Raw genomic sequence first — 18187 nt, 5'->3', positions numbered from 1 at the left:
ACGGGTGCTGTCAATTTGTTTTACCAAATACGGGTAATTTTTGTAACTATTCAGCCATGCGGCTGACTGATAAAAACAGCACGGCAAGTTTACTTGCAAAGGGACTGTTTTTTATCAGTCAGACATATGGCGTTTAGCCATAAGCGAGGATTTAGCCACGATAACTGCGAATCCGAGCTGTAAGGCCAAATAGCTGCAATTCTTCCGTGGTTTAGTTCAGCAATTTATTCCCTTTCTCACAGATCTCATAGATCTCATCGTATTTCTCTTCGATCAGGGGATCGATCTTCTCTGTCTGCCTGCGGGCCCGCCTTTTGTATACAAAGTACGGAGCTATCCATCCCAGGAATCCCGGAACCGCCAAAATGGCGCAAAGCATAACATGTGGAGGATCGGCCGTCACCGCAAAGGTGGCTCCCGTCATAAACACAGTCCCTAGAAATCCTACGGTCAACGCCTGCGCCGTAGGAATACTGGTCTTCTCTTTCTCCAACTGCCGGATTTCCTCTACGCAGGCCTCAAAATTTCTCTGTAAACGAGTAAGTTCCATTTTATTCATGATCTTGCGGTCCCGTTTCAACCGAACCACTACTTTCTTATGATGGGAAACTCCCGCCTTCTTGGGATATCCTTCCGGCGTTCCTCCATTTATATTCTCATCCACTTCCCAGCCAAAGTTTGCATAACTGTCGATCAGGAAGGACATCTGACCCATGTCTGTGGGAACTTCTTTATATTCATAGCCTACAAATCCTCTCATCTTCTGTCCCCTCCAATCTCTTCAGGCGCCGGATCAGCCGCTTGCAGTGTTACTGTGAATGTGCTTCCTTTTCCTTCCTGGCTTGACACCCGGATCTCTCCGCCCATCAAGTCTAAAATCCGTTTGACCAGCGCAAGCCCCAGACCGTTTCCTTCTTTTGAATGAGACGTATCTCCCTGATAGAATTTGTCAAAAATATGCCTGGCGCTTTCTTCACTCATCCCGCAGCCTGTGTCAGAAACAGACACTTCGATCTTTCCTTCCAAGGCCCTCTGCCGGATCGTCACGTTTCCTCCCGGCTCTGTAAACTTAAGCGCATTAGAGATCAGGTTGTTCCACACCACTTCCAGAAGACTTGGATCTGCCTGCACGATCGCCCGCTCTTCCAGGTCCACTTCCAGGCCCATCTCCTTTTCGTCCCACAGTTCCTCATATTGCAGGATACAATTTTCCAATTGTCCACACAGATCGTATCTCTCGATCTCCGGATCGATCTTTTGATTTTCCAGCTTGTTTAATTTTAAAATATTACTGATCAGATTTGACAGGCGGGCCGCCGCTTCCTCAATATCTCCGGCATATTCCTGCCGCTCTTGCTCTGTTACATTTTTCTTCTGCAGCAGTTCTGCGTAATTCTTGATAATGGCGATGGGAGTTTTCATCTCATGGGACACGTTGGAGATAAAGTCTGTTTTTAACGTCTCTACGCTCCCCAGCTCTTCCACCATCTTGTTAAAATCCAAGATCATCATATCCAGATAGTCTAAGTTCGCGGCCGTATGGATCGTGGGTATATATACGGAAAAATCGCCTTCCGCCACCTGTTTGGCCGCCTCCGCCATCCTGTGCATTGGAACTTCATAGGTATCCTTCATCTTCTTTCTTGTGAAGATCGTCAGCCCCACTGCCACAATTCCCCAATACAGCATAGGTACCAGTACTTGAATGAGTTCGTTCCATCCCCGCTCATTCATCATAACAATCAGGCCCACATGGATCCCCGACATCAGGAAGAGAACCCCCAGGAAAACGGCGAAAAGGGAAGGCGGAAAAAGGGTATTTTTGATCATATGTCGGCCTTTTTCGTCTCTTCCCTTCATAACAGCACCGCCTTATAGCCCAGTCCCCGCACTGTCACGATCTTAAACCCGTCGCACCCGGACAGTTTGTTTCTGAGCTTGGTCATATATACATCCACTGCCCGAAGGCTGGTATCACTGTCCACATCCCAGAATTCATCCATTAACTGGGCCCGTGAAAATGTTTTCTTCGGGTAGGACAACAGCTTATAGATAATATGAAATTCCCTTGTAGTAAGGCTGATCTCTTCTCCGTTCACCTCAGCGCTCATCCCGTCCCCGTCCAATTCCAGATTCCCTACACGGATCTTATGTTCTGACTCTATATTCGCCCTTCTTAACAAGGCCCGGACACGCAGCAGCAGCTCATCCAGTTCTACCGGCTTTACCATATAGTCGTCGATCCCAAGGCGGAAGCCTCTCTGCTTAGATGGAAGATCGTCCTTCGCCGACATAAAAAGAATGGGAATCCTCTCGTTGACCTCCCGCACCGTCCTTGCAAATTCAAGTCCATCGATTTCCGGCATCATAATATCCGAGATGATCAGATCGTATCGCTTCTCATACATCTCATCATAGGCGTCAGAGGCATTGAGGCAGCCTTTGGCCTGGAAGCCGCTGTCATTTAGATAGGTACACACTACCCGGTTCAGTTTTTCGTCATCTTCCACAACAAGGATATCTATCATTTTCTTTTCCTGCCTTTTCATTACTTTGGATTTTAGTATAGACAGGATATATTTCCACAATATTTGAGTTTTGTTTCTAAATTGTTAATTTTAGCCTTCTTGGTCCAGCATGATCCAGCCGGCGCCGCTTCTTAACCTTCCCCAGGTATTCTCGTTTTTATCCTTTCTTTTTTCTACAATCTCTACCGGAACCTCTGAATATACAGACCCACCGGATACATATTCCTTTCCTCCTTTTACTCAAATTTCTTCATGGCCTTCCCGATCTCCACCTCGGTACGGGTATCCACGCTGGATGTCACCTCGTCCAGAATCAGGATCGGCGGATCACACAGGAATACCCTGGCAATGGTAAGGAGCTGTCTCTGTCCCGCCGGTTTCTCTATCACCGCCGAATTCCAACGGTCAAAAATTTTTCCTAACAGACTGCTTTCCCGGCTTCATAGGCCAGACTAAATGCGGGTGTTGTCTCTACTTCTCCTTTTTGGTACACACCCTCTCCGTAGATTTCTCCTTTCACACGGGCGCCTGGCAGACAGTCCGTGAACCCTCTCATAGCATCCATGGTCCGCTCCATCGCCTTGCGCCCTGCCGCGGCTGTGGCGATAAAATAAACATCCTTATTTCTGATCTCCGTATAACGGGGAAGGGTCCGGTCGATCATGGTCTTTAACTGACCGTCCATAGAATAAAAATATACCGGGGTGGCAAGGACAAGCACATCTGCTTCTACCATCTTATCCAGCAGTTCTTTCATATCATCTCTCTGGATGCAGGCTTTGGTTTCCCGGCATCCGTAGCAGGCTACGCAGGGATTGATGGTCAATTGGCGCAGAAACACCTTTTCCACTTGATTTCCAGATTCCTCCGCCCCTTTCTTAAACTGTTCGCATAAAATATCAGAATTCCCGTTTTTCCGGGGACTTCCGGATATGATCAGCACTTTCTTACTCATTGCTTTCTACCTCCTTTCTGGTCTTATTATAGAAAAAACGGGCCTTCATAAGAAGACCCGTTTAGTTTCGCAGTTAAAACCTTTTGGTTGATACTCTTTACTCTGTCTCCAAAACAGACTCAATATCTGTCTCTTCCAGCTTAAAGATCACTGGACGCAGCCCGTCATTACAGCTGCAGATCGCCACTCCCGGTTTGCGGATCCAATCGCCGTAGTAGAACAGCTCTTCCCCCATACCATGAGAAAGGGCGAATACATACTGGTAGATCGCTTTCCACGCCTCGTCGCAGAGTCCCTCCGGCTTTGCGTAATCCGCATAGAATACCTGGCCTTCTTTCAGCATGGGACAGGCTGTCAATCCTTCAATCCCGTATTCCTTTGCCAGTTCTTCGTCCAAGGTTGTCTTTAAAACAGTAATCTTACACTTTTTCATAGAAATGACCTTCCTTTCCTTACAATTGCAGTCTGTTTCCTCCTGTGCTATCATAAAACCATCCCGAAAGAAGGAGGTTCTGCCATGCTGATCCCACGCTATTTTTTCACAAATACTTTCGCCGGTTTCTACGAATACTTTCTCACCCAGCCCCATATCAGAAGAATTTTTCAAAAAGAAGAATATCTGTGGAGGCTGGACGAACCGCTTACCCACGTCTACTATGTAATATCCGGCGTTGCCGTCGCCACGCTGGAACACGAGGACGGTTTCCGCAAGATTTCTTCCTTCCACAGCAGCGGCACGATTTTCCCTGTCAGCCATCAGTCTTCCTTCAAAATCGAGCAGTCCATCGCTGTAACTGCCGTATCGGAGATGGAAACCCTGTGTTTTACCAATGAAGCATTTCTTCAGATGCTCTGTGAAAACAGGCAGCTTATGCTCTGCACCCTGAACTGGTACGCTTCTTATGTAAATCTTCTCCTTTACGAAAGCGCGCACCAGGACTACAACAGCTCTTTCATCAAATTGTGCAATCTGCTCTATCTTTTCTCGCAGAATTCTCCTTCCGGCCAGGAAGGGCGCATTGATCTGACACAAGAAAATATCGCTCAGATCCTGACTATGACACGTGTAAACGCAGCTCGCAATCTGGCCCGGCTTCGGGATGAAAAGATCATCATTCCTCACCGCCGATGGATTGAGATCATCGACCAGCAGGCACTGGAGGCTTACTGTTCTCTGGAGACCCTCCAGCCTTAGAGGGCTCCGGATTTTTTCTTATCTGCTCACTCCAGTCTACAGGAAATAGCCATTTCCTTCTGTATAAAAATTTACACAGTTTTAAAAACACTCCCGGAAGATCTCCAGAATCTCTTCCGGCTCCAGCTTCCGGTAACTCCCCAGAGATACATGGCAGGAATCCGCGATCTCTTTTAACTGATCCTCCTGTTTGACCCCCAGTTCTCTCAGGCTTGCAGGAAGTCCTACTTCACGGATAAAGCCCTCCAACGCTTCGATTCCCTCTTTTGCCAGTTCCTCATCCGATTTCCCTTCCTGCCGGATCATCCATACATTTCTGGCGAATCTGGCGAATTTTCCAAGGCCGTCTCTGTATATATGGCGGTAATAGGACGGCTGCAATACCGCCATTCCCTGCCCATGATTACAGTCCGTATACGCGCCGATCTGATGTTCCATCAGATGACAGGTAAAGTCACATTTCTTCCCAAGCTTGATCAGGCGGTTCTCAGACAGCGTAGAATCCCACAGAAGGTTGCTCCTTGCCGTATAATCCTCCGGGTCTCTCACCGCAGCCTTCAGATTTCTTATCACACTTCTCATCAGCGCCTCTGAAATCTCGTCGGATACATTCTGTTCATCCGGTTCACTGAAATACGTCTCCATCATGTGGGAAAGGCTGTCGAACGCGCCGGATACCATCTGTTCTTTCGGCACGGTAAACGTATAAGCCGGATCCATCAGAGCAAATTTAGGATTACATTTTGGATAATCATATCCTGTTTTCACCTTCCGGTCCTCGTTGGTGATCACGGCCGCTCCATTACATTCACTTCCGGTTCCTGCGGCGGTCACGATCACACCCGTCTGAACCGGCTCAAAATCCACGATCCCCTTTCTCTCCCAGAAGTTCTCCCAGGCATCACCATCAAACCTGGCCGCAAGGGATATGGCCTTACAGCAGTCCATGACAGACCCGCCGCCAATCCCTAAGATCAGATCCACCTTTTTTTCTCTTGCCAGTTTTACTCCTTCCAGGACTTTCTGATAGGTAGGGTTAGGCATGATCCCCGGAAATTCCACCACATCTTTGCCTGCTTTCATCAGGATATTAAGGACCTCGTCATAGATTCCATTTCTCTTGACAGACCCCTGCCCGTATGCCATCATGATCGTCTTATGGTCCTTGACCAGGCAGGTCAGGAATTCTTTCACACACCCCCGGCCAAAGTAAACCTTCGTCTTATTTTCATAGATAAAATTATTCATCTTTCATTTTCCTCCTGCCCATTCTCGATCTGATCCTGCCAGAAGGCCGCCGCATCGCCAATCCATCCTTCAGCCGGAGTCCCGATTCCCAGCCCAAATCCATGCTGGACCCCAGGATAATGATGAAATTCCGTCTCGATCCCTGCCGCATCCAGGTTCTCGATCCGCTGCTCCATGGTCCTCCAATTGGCAATCCTATCATCTTCTCCCACACAGGCGTATGCGGGCGGGTCATTCTCCGTATAGTCCGTATGGCCTGTATACTGCATGATCACTGCTCCTGGCCTTGGCAGGTCTGCCCCGCCGTAAGCCGCCGGGCCATAAGATCCCAGATAGGCTGCCATCCTCGCTCCGGCAGAACCGCCCCATAACGAATAGCAGTCTGTACTAACTCCCAATTCTTCCGCATGTTCAAAGATAAATGTAATCGCGGCGGCCAGGTCCTCGCACGCCACATCCGCTCCTCCGGTCCGGTATTGGAGCGCAAAGGCATTGTATCCCTGACGGCTTAATTCCAAGGCATGGGGGAAGCTCTCATGGATAGAGCCCACATACGCAAATCCACCGCCTGCGTTCACCACAGCAAACGGCGCGTTTTCCTCTCCCCGAAAGAAAAACAGCCCTGTGTTCTCCTTATCCGGGTCCTCCTGCTTCTCTTCCTCAGAATAAATGTCATAGAAGATCGTCTCGCCTTCCTCTACACTGGTCTTCATAGCGTTGATCACGTCCACCGTCGTATCCGGGTCGATATCATTGTGATATGGAAGCAGTGAATCAATATTCTCAAGGGTCATATCTTCGTCCGCCTCTCTTCCATCCAGTGGGAACAAGAATTGTCCAAATCCCTCAAAATCCGGATCAGATACCACATCTGCCACTTTCGTCTCCCTATTCACAGGTCCTGTGGATTCCGCCTTTTCCTGCTGCTCTTCCCCAGATTCTGCCTGTTTCTGGTTTTCCCCGCTCTCCCCAGTTTCCGGAGCCGCTCCCAAAGAACAGCCTGTTATGCAAAGCGCCAGAATCATGAAACACACTGCTATGATTCTTTTCATATCTTTACGCCTCCCGTCTTGTTTCTATTTCTATTGCTATCGCTGGCATTATTGTACAAAAAAAGAGACCTCAGCAGAAGTCTCCATTAGTTTCCCAGTTAATACCTTATGCTTTATACTAAAAACGCGCTTCGCTCTAAACAGCTTTTTGCACCGCTTTTAAGAATCTTTTCACTAATTCAGAAGGTTCCTGTGAGTACAAGATCCCATAGGGGATCGTGTATTTCCATTCTACCGGAATGACCTTCAGCAGAGGATGTACGTCCTTCCAGTTTTCCACCGCCATAAGAATATCGTTGCTATTCTCGCACTGGTTAAAAATATCCACACTGTAAATATCAAAATCCACCACATGGATCTGCGGATGATTCTTCCAGATATCATCCCTTAGTTCATCTACGTATTTACTCCAGCCCCGATGCATCATCAAGAAATTCTCTCCGTGCAGATCCTGAAGTGTAAGGACCTCTTTTTCCGCAAGCCTGTGATTGATCGAAACCGCGCAGCAGATTTTCTGCCTGGATAGTTCCAGCCCGCTGCACTGGCGCAGTTTCAGCATGGTCTCGTCAAAAATCCCCGCCACCACGTCAATATTTTTCCCAAGATTCTTCAGGATCTCTCTGGCATTTTCCAGGCTGTTCATGTAGGGAACCATCTGAAGCTTGATATCCGGATATTTTTTCTGCACTTTGGACCAAGTCTGGATCAAAGGGGCCGCCGGAGTCATGGGCGAAGTTCCGATACGGATCACATTATCTTTTTCCTCCATGGCCCTCTTCGCCCGTTCTACAGATTCTTTACAGTACTGAATAATATATTTGGCATCTTTATAGAGGGATTTTCCTGCTTCTGTCAAAGACAGCCCTCGATGGGTCCGGACGAACAATTTCAATCCCATATCTTTCTCCAAGAGATTGATCTGTTTTGTAACGGCCGGCGGAGTGATATACAGCGCTTCCGCCGCTTTATTAAAGCTTCCCAGGTCCGCCACAACGATAAAGGTTTCCAGCTGCAGATTGTACATAATCGTCCTCCCTTCTTTAGCCCCTATGATATCACTCTATTTTCCAAAAAGCCAGCCCATGATCTCATCATCTTTCGCAAAAAGACTTCCGCCGCCATGCTGGTTTGACGCCCCTTGGCTTTCAAAGTATTCTGCCGGCTTTATATCCAGTACCAGAAGTTCATCGATCTCTTCCTCTGACAGCCCTTCTTCCTGATATCGCCTATATAGATTATCATAGGCCTCCTGCGTGGGGCCCGATCCATAATATTCATCATCTTCTCCGATCACCAGATAAACAGGGGTCCGGCTTTCTACCACCGGATCATATGCTCCGTCCCACTGGGAGCTGCACTGGAGATAAGCGGTGAAAAGTTCCGGACGCTTCCCCATTACCAGGGACATGGTCTCCCCTCCGCCGGAATACCCTTCTGCATAGACTTGATCCGGATCAATATTATAATTGGCTAGGAAATACTCCGCCAACGCAATGGTCTGATCCGCGGAAGTCTCTCCCCAGTCCGAAAGTTGAGGCGCCACAATAATCATCTCCGAATTATATTCCCTGGCAGTAAATCCAAAATCTTCCCGATACAGGTTTTCCCCCACCCCGTGAAAATACAGGCCCTCATATCCCGGAAGCGTGAAAAATAGAGCATAGGGCTCGCTGCCGTCATAGCTGTCCGGAACATAGAGATTGTAATGAATATCTCCGTTTTCCTCGGAGTGCAGTACATGATCCAAAGTAAACCCCCGATATTCCTCTGTTCCTCCTGTAACAGCCGCCGCCCCTCCCTGAGACTCTTCTTCGTTTTCCTCCTGGGAGGCCACTGTTTCTGTCTCGCCGCCTTTCCGGTCCGATCTTTCACAGCCTCCCAGAAGGAGCAGACCTGCCGCCAAAAAACATATAACTATTTTATATCTCATTTTCTTATCGCCTCTTTTCTATAGAACTTCTACCTTTTCTCTGTCTGCTTCAATCTCCGCCATGTATGCATATACATTCCCAGGGAAACCGGCAGCATGATCAGTTCTACGATCAACTGGGTCCATATCATTCCATACAAACCCACCGTTATATCCATCAGGATCAGCAGGGGAATATTCAAAAGCCCCTGCCTGCTAAACGTCAGGATAGCCGACTGAACTCCTTTCCCCATTGCCTGAAGCGTATAACTGATCAGGAAGTTTACCGTTGTAAATGGGACGGACAGGCAAGCGATCCGAAGGAAACTTGCTCCCAGCGCGCTGGTTTCCGCCTCCGGAATAAACAAATGGAGGATCGGATGGGAAAATACCGCGAAACAAACCACAAAGCAGGCAGACATTGCCGCCGCGGCTTTCCACGAAAAGAATGACACCTCCCGCATCCGCTTATAATTGCCCGCCCCATAATTATATCCCACCAGCGGCATAAATCCCTGGCACAGGCCCATGGACACATTTAGCGGAAATTGATCGATCCGTTTGACGATCCCATAAGCCGCTACCGGAATATCTCCATATCCGGCCGCCAGTTTTACGATCACCATATTGGATGCATTTCCCAGAGTAGTGGCAAGCGCGGAAGCGATTCCTACAGAAAAGACCGGACGGATAAATCGAAAAGTAAAATACTTGGGATTCAGAGATACCGCGCTTTTTTTCCCTAAACGTACATATATAGCCACAAAGAACACTACCGATGCAAGGTTGGAAAGCGCGGTAGCCGCCGCTGCCCCTGTCACATCCAGATGAAACCCAAAGATCATAACCGGATCCAATATTACATTCAGTATTCCTCCAAACATCATTCCGGTACTGGCCCATCTTGCGTGACCTTCACTTCTAAGCAGATGCCCCATCGTCAAACTCAGCATAGTAGGGACGCCTCCCAGTACTGCCACATAGAACAGATAGCTTTCCGCATATCCGTAAGTGTCCGGACTGGCTCCCAGAAAAGACAGCAAGGGCTCTCGGAAAAGGAATGTGAGAACCGAAAACAGAAGGGTTGCCGCCGTCCCTCCCCAGATGCCAAAGGCAGAAACATTTTTAATGTCCCCATGATTATTTTTCCCCATCATTCTGGAGATCAGGCTTCCCGCTCCCAGGCCGAACAGATTCCCAATTGCCGTAAGCAGATTGAACCAGGGAGAAACCAGGGATACCGCGGCTACCATATACGGATTCCCGATCTGGCCGACGAAAAAAGTGTCAGCCAAGTTATAGATCATTGTAACTATCTGACTGATGATCGTAGGGATCGCCAGCATTGCCACTGCTTTTGGCACCGGCAGATCCTCAAACAGTTCTTTCTCCGATATCTCTTCTTTCCTCATTCCACATCTGCCTTCTTTCCTCTATTGTTCATCTTTCTTCCTATTTTTCTGCCAGAACCGGAATGCATCCTCGATCCACCCTTCCGCCTCTGTTCCGATCCCCAGACCAAAACCATGGCGCAGGCGGGGATACAGATGGAATTCTGTATCAATGCCCAAGTTTTCCAGACACTCCAGTCTCCGCTTCATCACACGCCAGTCGGCAATCCCATCCCGGCCTCCCACACAGGCATATGTGGCTGGATCTTTCCTTGTGTATTGGCTGTGCCCTGTATACTGCATGACCACGGCCGCCGCTCTGGGAAGCCTCTTTTCTCCGAATCCTTCTGTACCGAAAGATCCAAGATAAGCAGCCATTCTGGCTCCCGCCGATCCTCCCCATAAGGAGTAGCCCTCCGTACAGATTCCCAGTTCCTTTGCATGGTCAAAGATAAAGCAGATTGCCCTGGCCAGATCCTCACAAGCGGCATCCGCGGTTCTGGTCCGATATACAAGGGCGAATCCATGACAGCCTCTTCTGCTTATTTCCAGCGCATGTGGAAGGCTTTCATGAATCGATCCCACATAGTAGAATCCGCCTCCCGCGCAGATAACCGCAAAAGGCGCGTTGGGCTTCCCTGAGAAGTAAAATAGACCCGTGTCTCTTTTCTCCGGGTCTTTTCTTTTTTCCTGTTCTGAATAAATATCGAAAAAAATCTGATCACCCTGGCCGCGCCGTCTCTTCATCTCGCTGATCACGTCTATGGTTGTATCCGTGCGGATATCATTGTGATAGATCAGCATAGAGCCGGCATCAGCCAGAGTCATGGAGGCAGACGGCCTCCCAAAAGCCGTTGGAAAGATCAGTCTTCCATAGTCTTCAAATAGTGGATCGTCTATCACATCTATGATTCTTGTCTTTGCATTCAGCACTGTTCGTTCCATCTCCCATCCGTGATCAGTCATGCTTCCGTCTTCCGTCCTTTTTAATATATTTTCTTACATACATTCCATCAGGATATCATAGATCTCATCTCTGCTAAGTTCCCGCGGATTACATTTGATCACATTGCAGGTATCCGCCACTTCTCTCAAGACTTCCGGCGTGATCTCTATCTTTGACCGTAATTCTCCCATCTTGGATGGAAGACCGCACTCTTTAACAAAATCCGCCAAAGCTTCGACCGCCTTTTCCGGCGTATCCACTCCAAATACTGCTTCGCCAAATCTCTGGAATTTTTCTTTTGCGTCTTTTACGATATGACGGTAATAGACCGGCTGAATCACAGCAAGGCCCTGTCCATGATTACAGTCTGTATAAGCGCCCAGCTGATGCTCTATCTGATGGGCCTGGAAATCTGTCAGCCTCCCCACCTTCAGAATTCCGTTTTCCGCCATTGCGGAATCCCACATCAGGTTCCCTCTTGCCTGGATATCATCCATCTTCTCCAGAAGCCGCCGCATGTTTACTACCGTGCTGCGCATGATCGCAAGGGATACATCATCCGACACATTCTCCTGATCCGAATTCCCAAAATAAGTTTCCATGGCATGGCTTAAGGTGTCAAATCCTCCGGAGATCACCTGCATAGGCGGAACCGACAGGGTGTAAGCCGGATCCAGAATCGCGAACACTCCACCGATTCCCACGATCAAGCCTTTCCACTTCTTATCCTCACAGGTGATGACAGCGCCGGAATTCATCTCCGCCCCGGTTCCGGAAGCTGTTACGATGGCTCCCATGGGAATCCCCTTGGACGGATACTGATGCTTCGTATACTGGGCTTCCCAGATATCTTCCTCCATGACGGCCTGGGCCGAGACCACTTTGCAGCAATCCACCACACTGCCGCCGCCAACCGCAAGGATAAAATCTATCTTTTCTTTCTTTGCAAGTTCTGCCCCTTCCTGTACTTTCGCATAAGTTGGGTTTGACATGATACCGGAGAAGTCAAACACGGTTTTGCCTGCTTCTTCCAGAATCGATCTTATTTCTTCGTAAATTCCGTTTTTCTTGATGGAACCGCCGCCGTAAGCCAGCATTACATTTTTCCCATAACCGTCAACCGCTTCCGCCAGATGCTCTTTGGCCGCTCCTTCTCCGAAATAAACTTTTGTGGGGTACTCATACGTAAAGTTCTGCATTACAAATCTCTCCTTTCTTCCTGATTTTCATTATAAGCCGATTATTCCGACGGTTGAAGAAACAATAAGTTCGTAAGTATATACCCGCAAGTTTGGTCTATTTTCTTGTATATATTAGGTAAGTATTTTGCTCCTTCGATATCCAAAGCGAAAAATTCTTGGCTTCCAGAAAAATTTTAAAAAATTTAGCACTCACCTCTTGACAGTGATAATAACTAGTGTTATAGTACAGATAGAACAAAGGAAGGGAATGAAAAAAGAATTCCCACTCCAGCGTTTCCACTTGCTTACAACACTTGAGACAACTTCAAGAGTGCTGATGGCAGCCGCGCAAGCGGCGCATATAAAGATGTTTCAATCAGGAAAGGAGAAATGACTTATGATGATGCCTAGTATTTTTGGAGAAAACTTATTTGATGATTGGATGGATTTCCCATTTGATAACTTTGACAGAGCATTCTGGAACGGAAGGAATCCTCTTTATGGAAAGCACGCAAAAAATATGATGAAAACAGATGTCCGTGAAACGGACGCAGGATATGAAGTTGATATTGACCTGCCAGGCTTTAAGAAAGATGAAATCAACGCTCAGCTTGAAAATGGCTACTTAACTGTTTCCGCCTCGAAAGGTCTCGACAAAGACCAGAAGGACGACAATGGAAAATACATCCGTCAGGAACGGTATTCCGGCGCGATGAGCCGCAGCTTCTATGTAGGCGACGATCTTACGCAGGAAGATGTAAAGGCCAAATACGAAGACGGTATCCTGAAACTGACACTTCCAAAGAAAGAGGCTTCACCGGCTGTTGACGCCAAGAAACAGATCGCTATTGAAGGCTGATTTTAGAAGGAGGAATGACTTATGTTAGTACCAAGCGTTTTCAATGATAATTTATTCGATGATCTTTGGAATGACTTTCCTTGGTTTGACGATAGAAACTTGAGAAAAGTTGAGAAAAAGCTGTATGGCCAGGGGGCTAGACATATGATGCGGACAGATATCAAGGAACATAAAGACCGGTATGAAATCCTGCTGGATCTGCCAGGCTTCAAGAAAGATAATATCCAGCTTTCTTTGGATAACGGGTATCTGACCATCAGCGCCGAGAAAGGATTAGAGCCGGAAGAAGATAAGAAATCCGGGCGTTATATCCGCCAGGAACGGTATGCGGGCGTCTGCCAGAGAAGCTTTTACGTAGGAGATGATCTGACGGAAGAAGACATCCGCGCTAAGTTCCGGCATGGAGTATTAAAAGTCACTGTTCCAAAGAAAGAGGTCAAACCGGCCGTAGACGCGAAGAAATATATTGAGATCGAAGGCTGATAAGAAGATAGATCACGGGAGGACTGCCTCGGCAGCCCTCCCGTTTTACAGTTTGGGAAATATCCCTTCCACTCGTTCATATAATTCTTCAAAGACAGCCTGCTGCTCCTGGTACTTCTTCACATGTTCCGGGATCGGTTCTGTCACCTTGGGATTCCAGGACACCAGACAGCGGCAGGCCTCATAGATGTCCGTATAGATTCCAATACCCACAGATGCCATGATCAAAGCGCCAAAGCACGCTTCTTCCTGTACCGCCGTAGTATGCACAGGCATATCCAGCATGTCTGCCTGAATCTGTTTCCAGCAGATTCCTTTTGCCGCGCCCCCGGAGGCCACTACTTTTTTCTGGGGGACTTGCATCTCGTCAAAAATCTTTTTGCATTCTCTGAGATTATACAATACCCCTTCCATCACGGCCCGGACCATATAAGCCTGGTCATGTTTCATACTAAGCCCCATAAAGACGCCTTTGGCCAGAGGGTTATTAAAAGGAGTCCTCTCCCCTGCCAGATAGGGAAGGAACAGCAGCCCTTCACAGCCAGCCGGAACCTGGGACGCTCTTTCATCCAGGCTGGCAAACTCTCCTTTTGTTTCCAGGATCTTATTTCTCAGCCAGCCAAGCGTATTTCCGCCGTTCAGCGCGCCGCCCTGATAGATCCATAGGCCGGGGATCGAATGGCACCAGAGCTGGCAGCGCATCTTTTCATCCTGTACAGCCCGGCTTGTCACAACCGCTAACTGAGAGGCGGTTCCTATATTGCAGGAGACGATCCCTTCTTCTATCACGCCGTTTCCGACTAGCTGAGCAGCGCAGTCTCCGCCTCCCGCAGCTACTTTCGTTCCGGCAGCCAGGCCCGTTTCCCTCTCAGCTTCTTTGGTAATGGTTCCTGTGATCTCACAAGAGCCGTATACCTCTGGCCAGATATCTTCTTTTAGATCAAGCCGCCGGATCAGTTCCCAGCACCACTGGGATTTTTTGACTGAAAACGCTAAGGTTGCGCTGGCGTCACTTTGATCGGTAGCAATCTCTCCGGTCAAACGGTAGCGGATATAATCCTTGGGAGACATTACAACCGCGATCCTGTCATACTCTTCCCGGTGATTCTTCTTCATCCACAGAAGAGAACAGATCAGCATTCCGGCAGAAGGCTGGTTAAAAAGTTCCTCCCCCAGAAGACTTCCCGCCGTCCGATAGATCTCTTCTCTTTCTTCTCTTGAACGCTGGTCCAGATGGATGACCGCCATTCCCACAGGCCTTTTTTCCCGATCCAGCGCCACCATTCCGTGCATCTGGCCAGAGAACCCGATCCCGGCGATCTCTTTCCCCCCAACATCCGCAGAAGCAAGGGCTTGGCGGACCGCCTGTTTCGTACACTCCCACCATTCTTCCGGATCCTGCTGGGCATAACCCACGATAGGGGTCTGTACCTCATAGCCTTTTTGGCCAATTCCCTTTGGATTCCCTTTTTCGTCTGTGATCAATGCTTTTACGCTGGAAGTTCCAAGGTCGATTCCCATTAAATATCTCATATTTATGCCCTCTGCTTTCTCTGAAGCACTTCTTTCACCGCCTGTTTGATATGCTCTTTGGAAATCCCAAATTTGTCAGCAAGGAAACTTCTGCTTCCCACTTCTCCAAAACAGTCGGGCACACCGATCCGCTTAAACGGCACGCCCCGGTTTTCCGACAGAACTTCCGCGACCGCAGAACCAAGTCCCCCAATCTTATTATGGTTCTCTGCTGCCACAATAGCTCCCGTCTCATCTGCGCAGGCAAGGATCAACTCCTGATCGATGGGCTTAATGGTAAACATATCTACCACTCTTGCCTTGATTCCTTCCTGTTCCAGTTCTTCCGCCGCCAGCAGGGCTTCCTTTACTTCTATGCCGGAAGCGATGATAGAAGCATCGCTTCCCTCTCTGACGATAACGCCTTTTCCTATGGTAAATTCCTGGTCTTCCTCATAGTACACAGTCTTCTCTTTTCTGGGGAAGCGGATATACATAGGCCCGTATTCCTGAGCCATTTTTACCAGCAGTTTTTTCAGCAGGGTCTCCTCCGCCACATCCAGGATGACCATTTCCGGGAACGACCGATAAAGCCCCACATCTTCAAACGGCATGTGGGTTCCTCCGTTCGACTCGGCAGTGATTCCAGGGTCAGATCCCACAATCTTTAGATTCGCCCGGTTATAGCAGCCGGACAGAAATACCTGATCCGCGCATCTTCTGGAGGCGAAGGTTCCAAAGCTGTGCATAAAAGGAATTTTGCCTTTTACCGACATTCCTGCCGCCACTCCCGCCATATTCGCTTCCATGATCCCAAGATCAAAGGCCTGCTCCGGAAATTGTTCAAACAGTCCGGCCGTTCCGATCGCTCCGGCCAGGTCTGCTTCCAGATAGATCACATTCCGGTCATTCTTCATCAATTCCCCCAGCGTCTCCGCAAATACCTTCCTAAGTTCCTTCATACCGCGCCCCCTTTATTCTTGTCCATCCAGTTCTTTATAAAAATCTGGAAGTTCTTCTTTGCTTACCGGGATAGAATGGCAATTGGCCATCTCCTCATATTTCCTGATCCCAGCTCCCTTTATGGTATGTAAAAGGAGTACAGAAGGGATTTCTTTTTCTTTCTGCGCCTCTAAGATCGCTTCATAGATCTTGTCTGTATCATTTCCATTCTCTACTTCTATGACACGGTATCCGAACGCTTTGAATTTTGCCCCAATATCCCCCAGACCGCAGACCTTGTCTGTCGTCCCGTCAAGCTGTTTCCCATTTACGTCCACAGCAGTGATCAGGTTTGAAAGTTTATGATGGGCCGCAAAAAGGAAGGATTCCCACACCTGGCCTTCATCCAGTTCTCCGTCTCCCAGGATCAAATAGGTATAATTCCCGGCATGGTTCAGTTTATCCGCAAAAGCAGCTCCCGCTGCCAGAGAAGCCCCCTGTCCCAGTGAGCCGGTAGTCATATCTACCCCCGGAGTTTTCAGTCTGTCCGTATGGCTTGGCAGCGTCGTATTATTCTGGTTCAATGTTTCCAGAAGCGCTTCGTCAAAATATCCTTTTGCCGCCAGAGCCGCATACAAAGCTGGTCCGCAATGTCCCTTTGAAAGGACGATAAAGTCTCTGTCCTTTTTCGCAGGATCTTTGGGATCAATGTTCATAACTCCACTGTACAGTACTGCCAGCATATCCGCGATCGACAGAGATCCTCCTACATGCCCGGTCCCCTTTGACGCAATGCTCCGCAGTATATTTTTTCTGATCTTTACTGCTAATTCTCTTGCTTCTTGTGCTTGATATTCCATGCTTCCTTATATCCCTTTCCATATGCGTCTGCTGTTTTAATGGCTGAATATACCAGATCCGTAGTTACATCAAATGGCATGTTTCCCCAATTGCTGTGCATGGAGGCTTCCGCGATCTTCTGGATATTGCTGTCTGTATTCTCCACAAACAAATCTTCCAGGCAGACGGGAAGTCCTACTTCCATACAGAAAGAAAGTACTTCTTCTAACTTCTCCTGAGGGGCGCACTCCATCATCAACTGGACAATGCAGCCAAAAGCCACCTTTTCGCCATGCATAGTCTTACTGCTGTTTTCCACCGCCGTCAGGCCGTCATTGATGGAATGGGCGCCTGATGTAGCGTTATTTTCAAATCCAAGTCCGCTTAACAGGATGTTGGTCTCAATAATATGTTCCAGCGCATCTGTGACCACATTCTGATCACAGGCGGTCTTTGCAAATACCCCATACTTCATCAATGATTCATAACACGCCCTGGCAATTGCCTGTCCCGCTAAAGTCTGCCGGAATCCTCCCGCTTTATGATAGACAAGATTCGGCGTATTGGATTTCCTGGTAGATTCCGCCTCGATCAGCGTGGCAAGCGCGTCTCCCATACCAGATACCAGGAACCGCGTCGGCGCCTGGGCAATGATCTGGCTGTCCACCACCAAAACACTTGGGCTGTGGTCATAAAAGAATTCTCCCGCATGGGAACCGTCGGTCCGGTAGATTACAGACAGTGAACTGGTGGGCGCATCGGTCGCCGCTATGGTGGGAATCACCAGGAACGGAAGATTTAATTTCGTTCCCACAGCCTTTGCCACATCAATGGTTTTTCCTCCCCCGATTCCCAGCACTACGTCCGGCCTGTCTTCACTGAATTCTTTTGCCTTTTCATCGATCAGCTCTTCTGTCACTTCGCCAGAGAAAGCCACGGCATTTACCACATATCCTTCTTCCTCGTATAAAGCTTTGAGTCTTTTTCCAAACTCATCGTATAGAAACCCATCGATAAAGGCAAGAATTTTTCTGCCAAATTTATCGGTATAAAATTTTAAATTGTCAAATTCTCCCGGTCCCTGTACATACCGTTCCGGCGAACACCATCCCCTTGACATTTTGGAGAAATCAGACATGTTATTCC

At 48.3% G+C, this 18187-nt stretch carries 19 protein-coding genes and 1 pseudogene; 3 read left to right on the top strand and 17 right to left on the bottom strand.

Going from position 1 to position 18187, the window contains the following annotated elements; genetic code table 11:
- Nucleotides 1-211 precede the first annotated feature (211 nt).
- The 6 genes and pseudogenes from FND36_01400 to FND36_01375 form a co-directional block, all read right to left on the bottom strand.
- Nucleotides 212-760 (bottom strand): hypothetical protein, encoded by a 549-nt coding sequence (locus tag FND36_01400; GenBank protein QDW72804.1) that lies wholly within the window; start codon nucleotides 758-760, stop codon nucleotides 212-214.
- Entirely contained in the window at nucleotides 757-1860 is a 1104-nt protein-coding gene (locus tag FND36_01395; GenBank protein QDW72803.1) for a HAMP domain-containing histidine kinase, read from the bottom strand. The genes FND36_01400 and FND36_01395 overlap by 4 nt, the downstream gene beginning before the upstream one ends.
- Entirely contained in the window at nucleotides 1857-2528 is a 672-nt protein-coding gene (locus FND36_01390; protein QDW72802.1) for a response regulator transcription factor, read from the bottom strand. Before FND36_01390 ends, FND36_01395 begins: the two co-directional genes overlap by 4 nt.
- 236 nt (nucleotides 2529-2764) lie before the next feature.
- Nucleotides 2765-2899, bottom strand: a pseudogene (locus tag FND36_01385) (ATP-binding cassette domain-containing protein).
- Nucleotides 2900-2946: 47 nt separating this feature from the next.
- Entirely contained in the window at nucleotides 2947-3483 is a 537-nt protein-coding gene (locus tag FND36_01380) for a flavodoxin family protein (GenBank protein QDW72801.1), read from the bottom strand.
- A gap of 97 nt (nucleotides 3484-3580) precedes the next feature.
- Nucleotides 3581-3916 carry a TIGR04076 family protein gene (locus FND36_01375; GenBank protein QDW72800.1) on the bottom strand — a complete coding sequence of 112 codons (336 nt, stop codon included), beginning with the start codon at nucleotides 3914-3916 and terminating at the stop codon, nucleotides 3581-3583.
- A gap of 84 nt (nucleotides 3917-4000) precedes the next feature.
- Here FND36_01375 and FND36_01370 point away from each other — a divergent pair, with 84 nt between their 5' ends.
- A complete protein-coding gene (locus FND36_01370) occupies nucleotides 4001-4678 on the top strand; it encodes a Crp/Fnr family transcriptional regulator (protein ID QDW72799.1) in 678 nt (225 codons plus the stop codon).
- An 81-nt stretch (nucleotides 4679-4759) separates the two neighbouring features.
- Here the strand turns inward: FND36_01370 and FND36_01365 are convergent, their stop codons facing one another.
- From FND36_01365 to FND36_01335, 7 genes are all read right to left on the bottom strand, one after another.
- Nucleotides 4760-5926, bottom strand: coding sequence for an iron-containing alcohol dehydrogenase (locus FND36_01365; GenBank protein QDW72798.1), 1167 nt, complete (start codon nucleotides 5924-5926; stop codon nucleotides 4760-4762).
- Entirely contained in the window at nucleotides 5923-6978 is a 1056-nt protein-coding gene (locus FND36_01360; GenBank protein QDW72797.1) for an alpha/beta hydrolase, read from the bottom strand. Before FND36_01360 ends, FND36_01365 begins: the two co-directional genes overlap by 4 nt.
- Before the next feature lie 136 nt (nucleotides 6979-7114).
- Nucleotides 7115-8002, bottom strand: coding sequence for a LysR family transcriptional regulator (locus tag FND36_01355; GenBank protein QDW72796.1), 888 nt, complete (start codon nucleotides 8000-8002; stop codon nucleotides 7115-7117).
- A gap of 36 nt (nucleotides 8003-8038) precedes the next feature.
- A complete protein-coding gene (locus tag FND36_01350; GenBank protein QDW72795.1) occupies nucleotides 8039-8908 on the bottom strand; it encodes a prolyl oligopeptidase family serine peptidase in 870 nt (289 codons plus the stop codon).
- A gap of 29 nt (nucleotides 8909-8937) precedes the next feature.
- Nucleotides 8938-10299, bottom strand: a complete 1362-nt coding sequence (locus tag FND36_01345) for an MATE family efflux transporter (GenBank protein ID QDW72794.1) — start codon at nucleotides 10297-10299, stop codon at nucleotides 8938-8940.
- Nucleotides 10300-10320: 21 nt separating this feature from the next.
- The gene (locus FND36_01340; protein ID QDW75507.1) at nucleotides 10321-11223 is read right to left on the bottom strand and encodes an alpha/beta hydrolase; all 903 of its coding nucleotides are present in this window, start codon (nucleotides 11221-11223) and stop codon (nucleotides 10321-10323) included.
- 54 nt (nucleotides 11224-11277) lie between these two features.
- On the bottom strand, nucleotides 11278-12423 hold the full coding sequence (locus FND36_01335; protein QDW72793.1) for an iron-containing alcohol dehydrogenase: 1146 nt from the start codon (nucleotides 12421-12423) through the stop codon (nucleotides 11278-11280).
- Between the two features lie 379 nt (nucleotides 12424-12802).
- On the opposite strand from FND36_01335, the gene FND36_01330 reads away from it, so the two are divergent.
- On the top strand, nucleotides 12803-13264 hold the full coding sequence (locus tag FND36_01330) for an Hsp20/alpha crystallin family protein (protein ID QDW72792.1): 462 nt from the start codon (nucleotides 12803-12805) through the stop codon (nucleotides 13262-13264).
- A 21-nt stretch (nucleotides 13265-13285) separates the two neighbouring features.
- Nucleotides 13286-13747, top strand: coding sequence for an Hsp20/alpha crystallin family protein (locus FND36_01325; GenBank protein ID QDW72791.1), 462 nt, complete (start codon nucleotides 13286-13288; stop codon nucleotides 13745-13747).
- 45 nt (nucleotides 13748-13792) lie between these two features.
- Here the strand turns inward: FND36_01325 and xylB are convergent, their stop codons facing one another.
- The 4 genes from xylB to FND36_01305 are packed head-to-tail and all read right to left on the bottom strand — an operon-like array spanning nucleotide 13793 to nucleotide 18179.
- Nucleotides 13793-15280 (bottom strand): xylulokinase, encoded by a 1488-nt coding sequence (xylB, locus tag FND36_01320; GenBank protein ID QDW72790.1) that lies wholly within the window; start codon nucleotides 15278-15280, stop codon nucleotides 13793-13795.
- Nucleotides 15281-15282: 2 nt separating this feature from the next.
- Nucleotides 15283-16221, bottom strand: a complete 939-nt coding sequence (locus FND36_01315) for a transketolase family protein (GenBank protein ID QDW72789.1) — start codon at nucleotides 16219-16221, stop codon at nucleotides 15283-15285.
- Nucleotides 16222-16233: 12 nt separating this feature from the next.
- Nucleotides 16234-17061 carry a transketolase gene (locus FND36_01310; GenBank protein ID QDW72788.1) on the bottom strand — a complete coding sequence of 276 codons (828 nt, stop codon included), beginning with the start codon at nucleotides 17059-17061 and terminating at the stop codon, nucleotides 16234-16236.
- Nucleotides 17028-18179, bottom strand: a complete 1152-nt coding sequence (locus tag FND36_01305; GenBank protein ID QDW72787.1) for a glycerol dehydrogenase — start codon at nucleotides 18177-18179, stop codon at nucleotides 17028-17030. Before FND36_01305 ends, FND36_01310 begins: the two co-directional genes overlap by 34 nt.
- Nucleotides 18180-18187 lie beyond the last annotated feature (8 nt).

It is taken from the genome of Lachnospiraceae bacterium KGMB03038 (genome assembly GCA_007361935.1).
In the GTDB taxonomy this organism is placed as follows: domain Bacteria; phylum Bacillota; class Clostridia; order Lachnospirales; family Lachnospiraceae; genus Massilistercora.
Note: the sequence above shows the minus strand (reverse complement) of the source record. Positions and strands in the feature narration are given on the sequence as shown.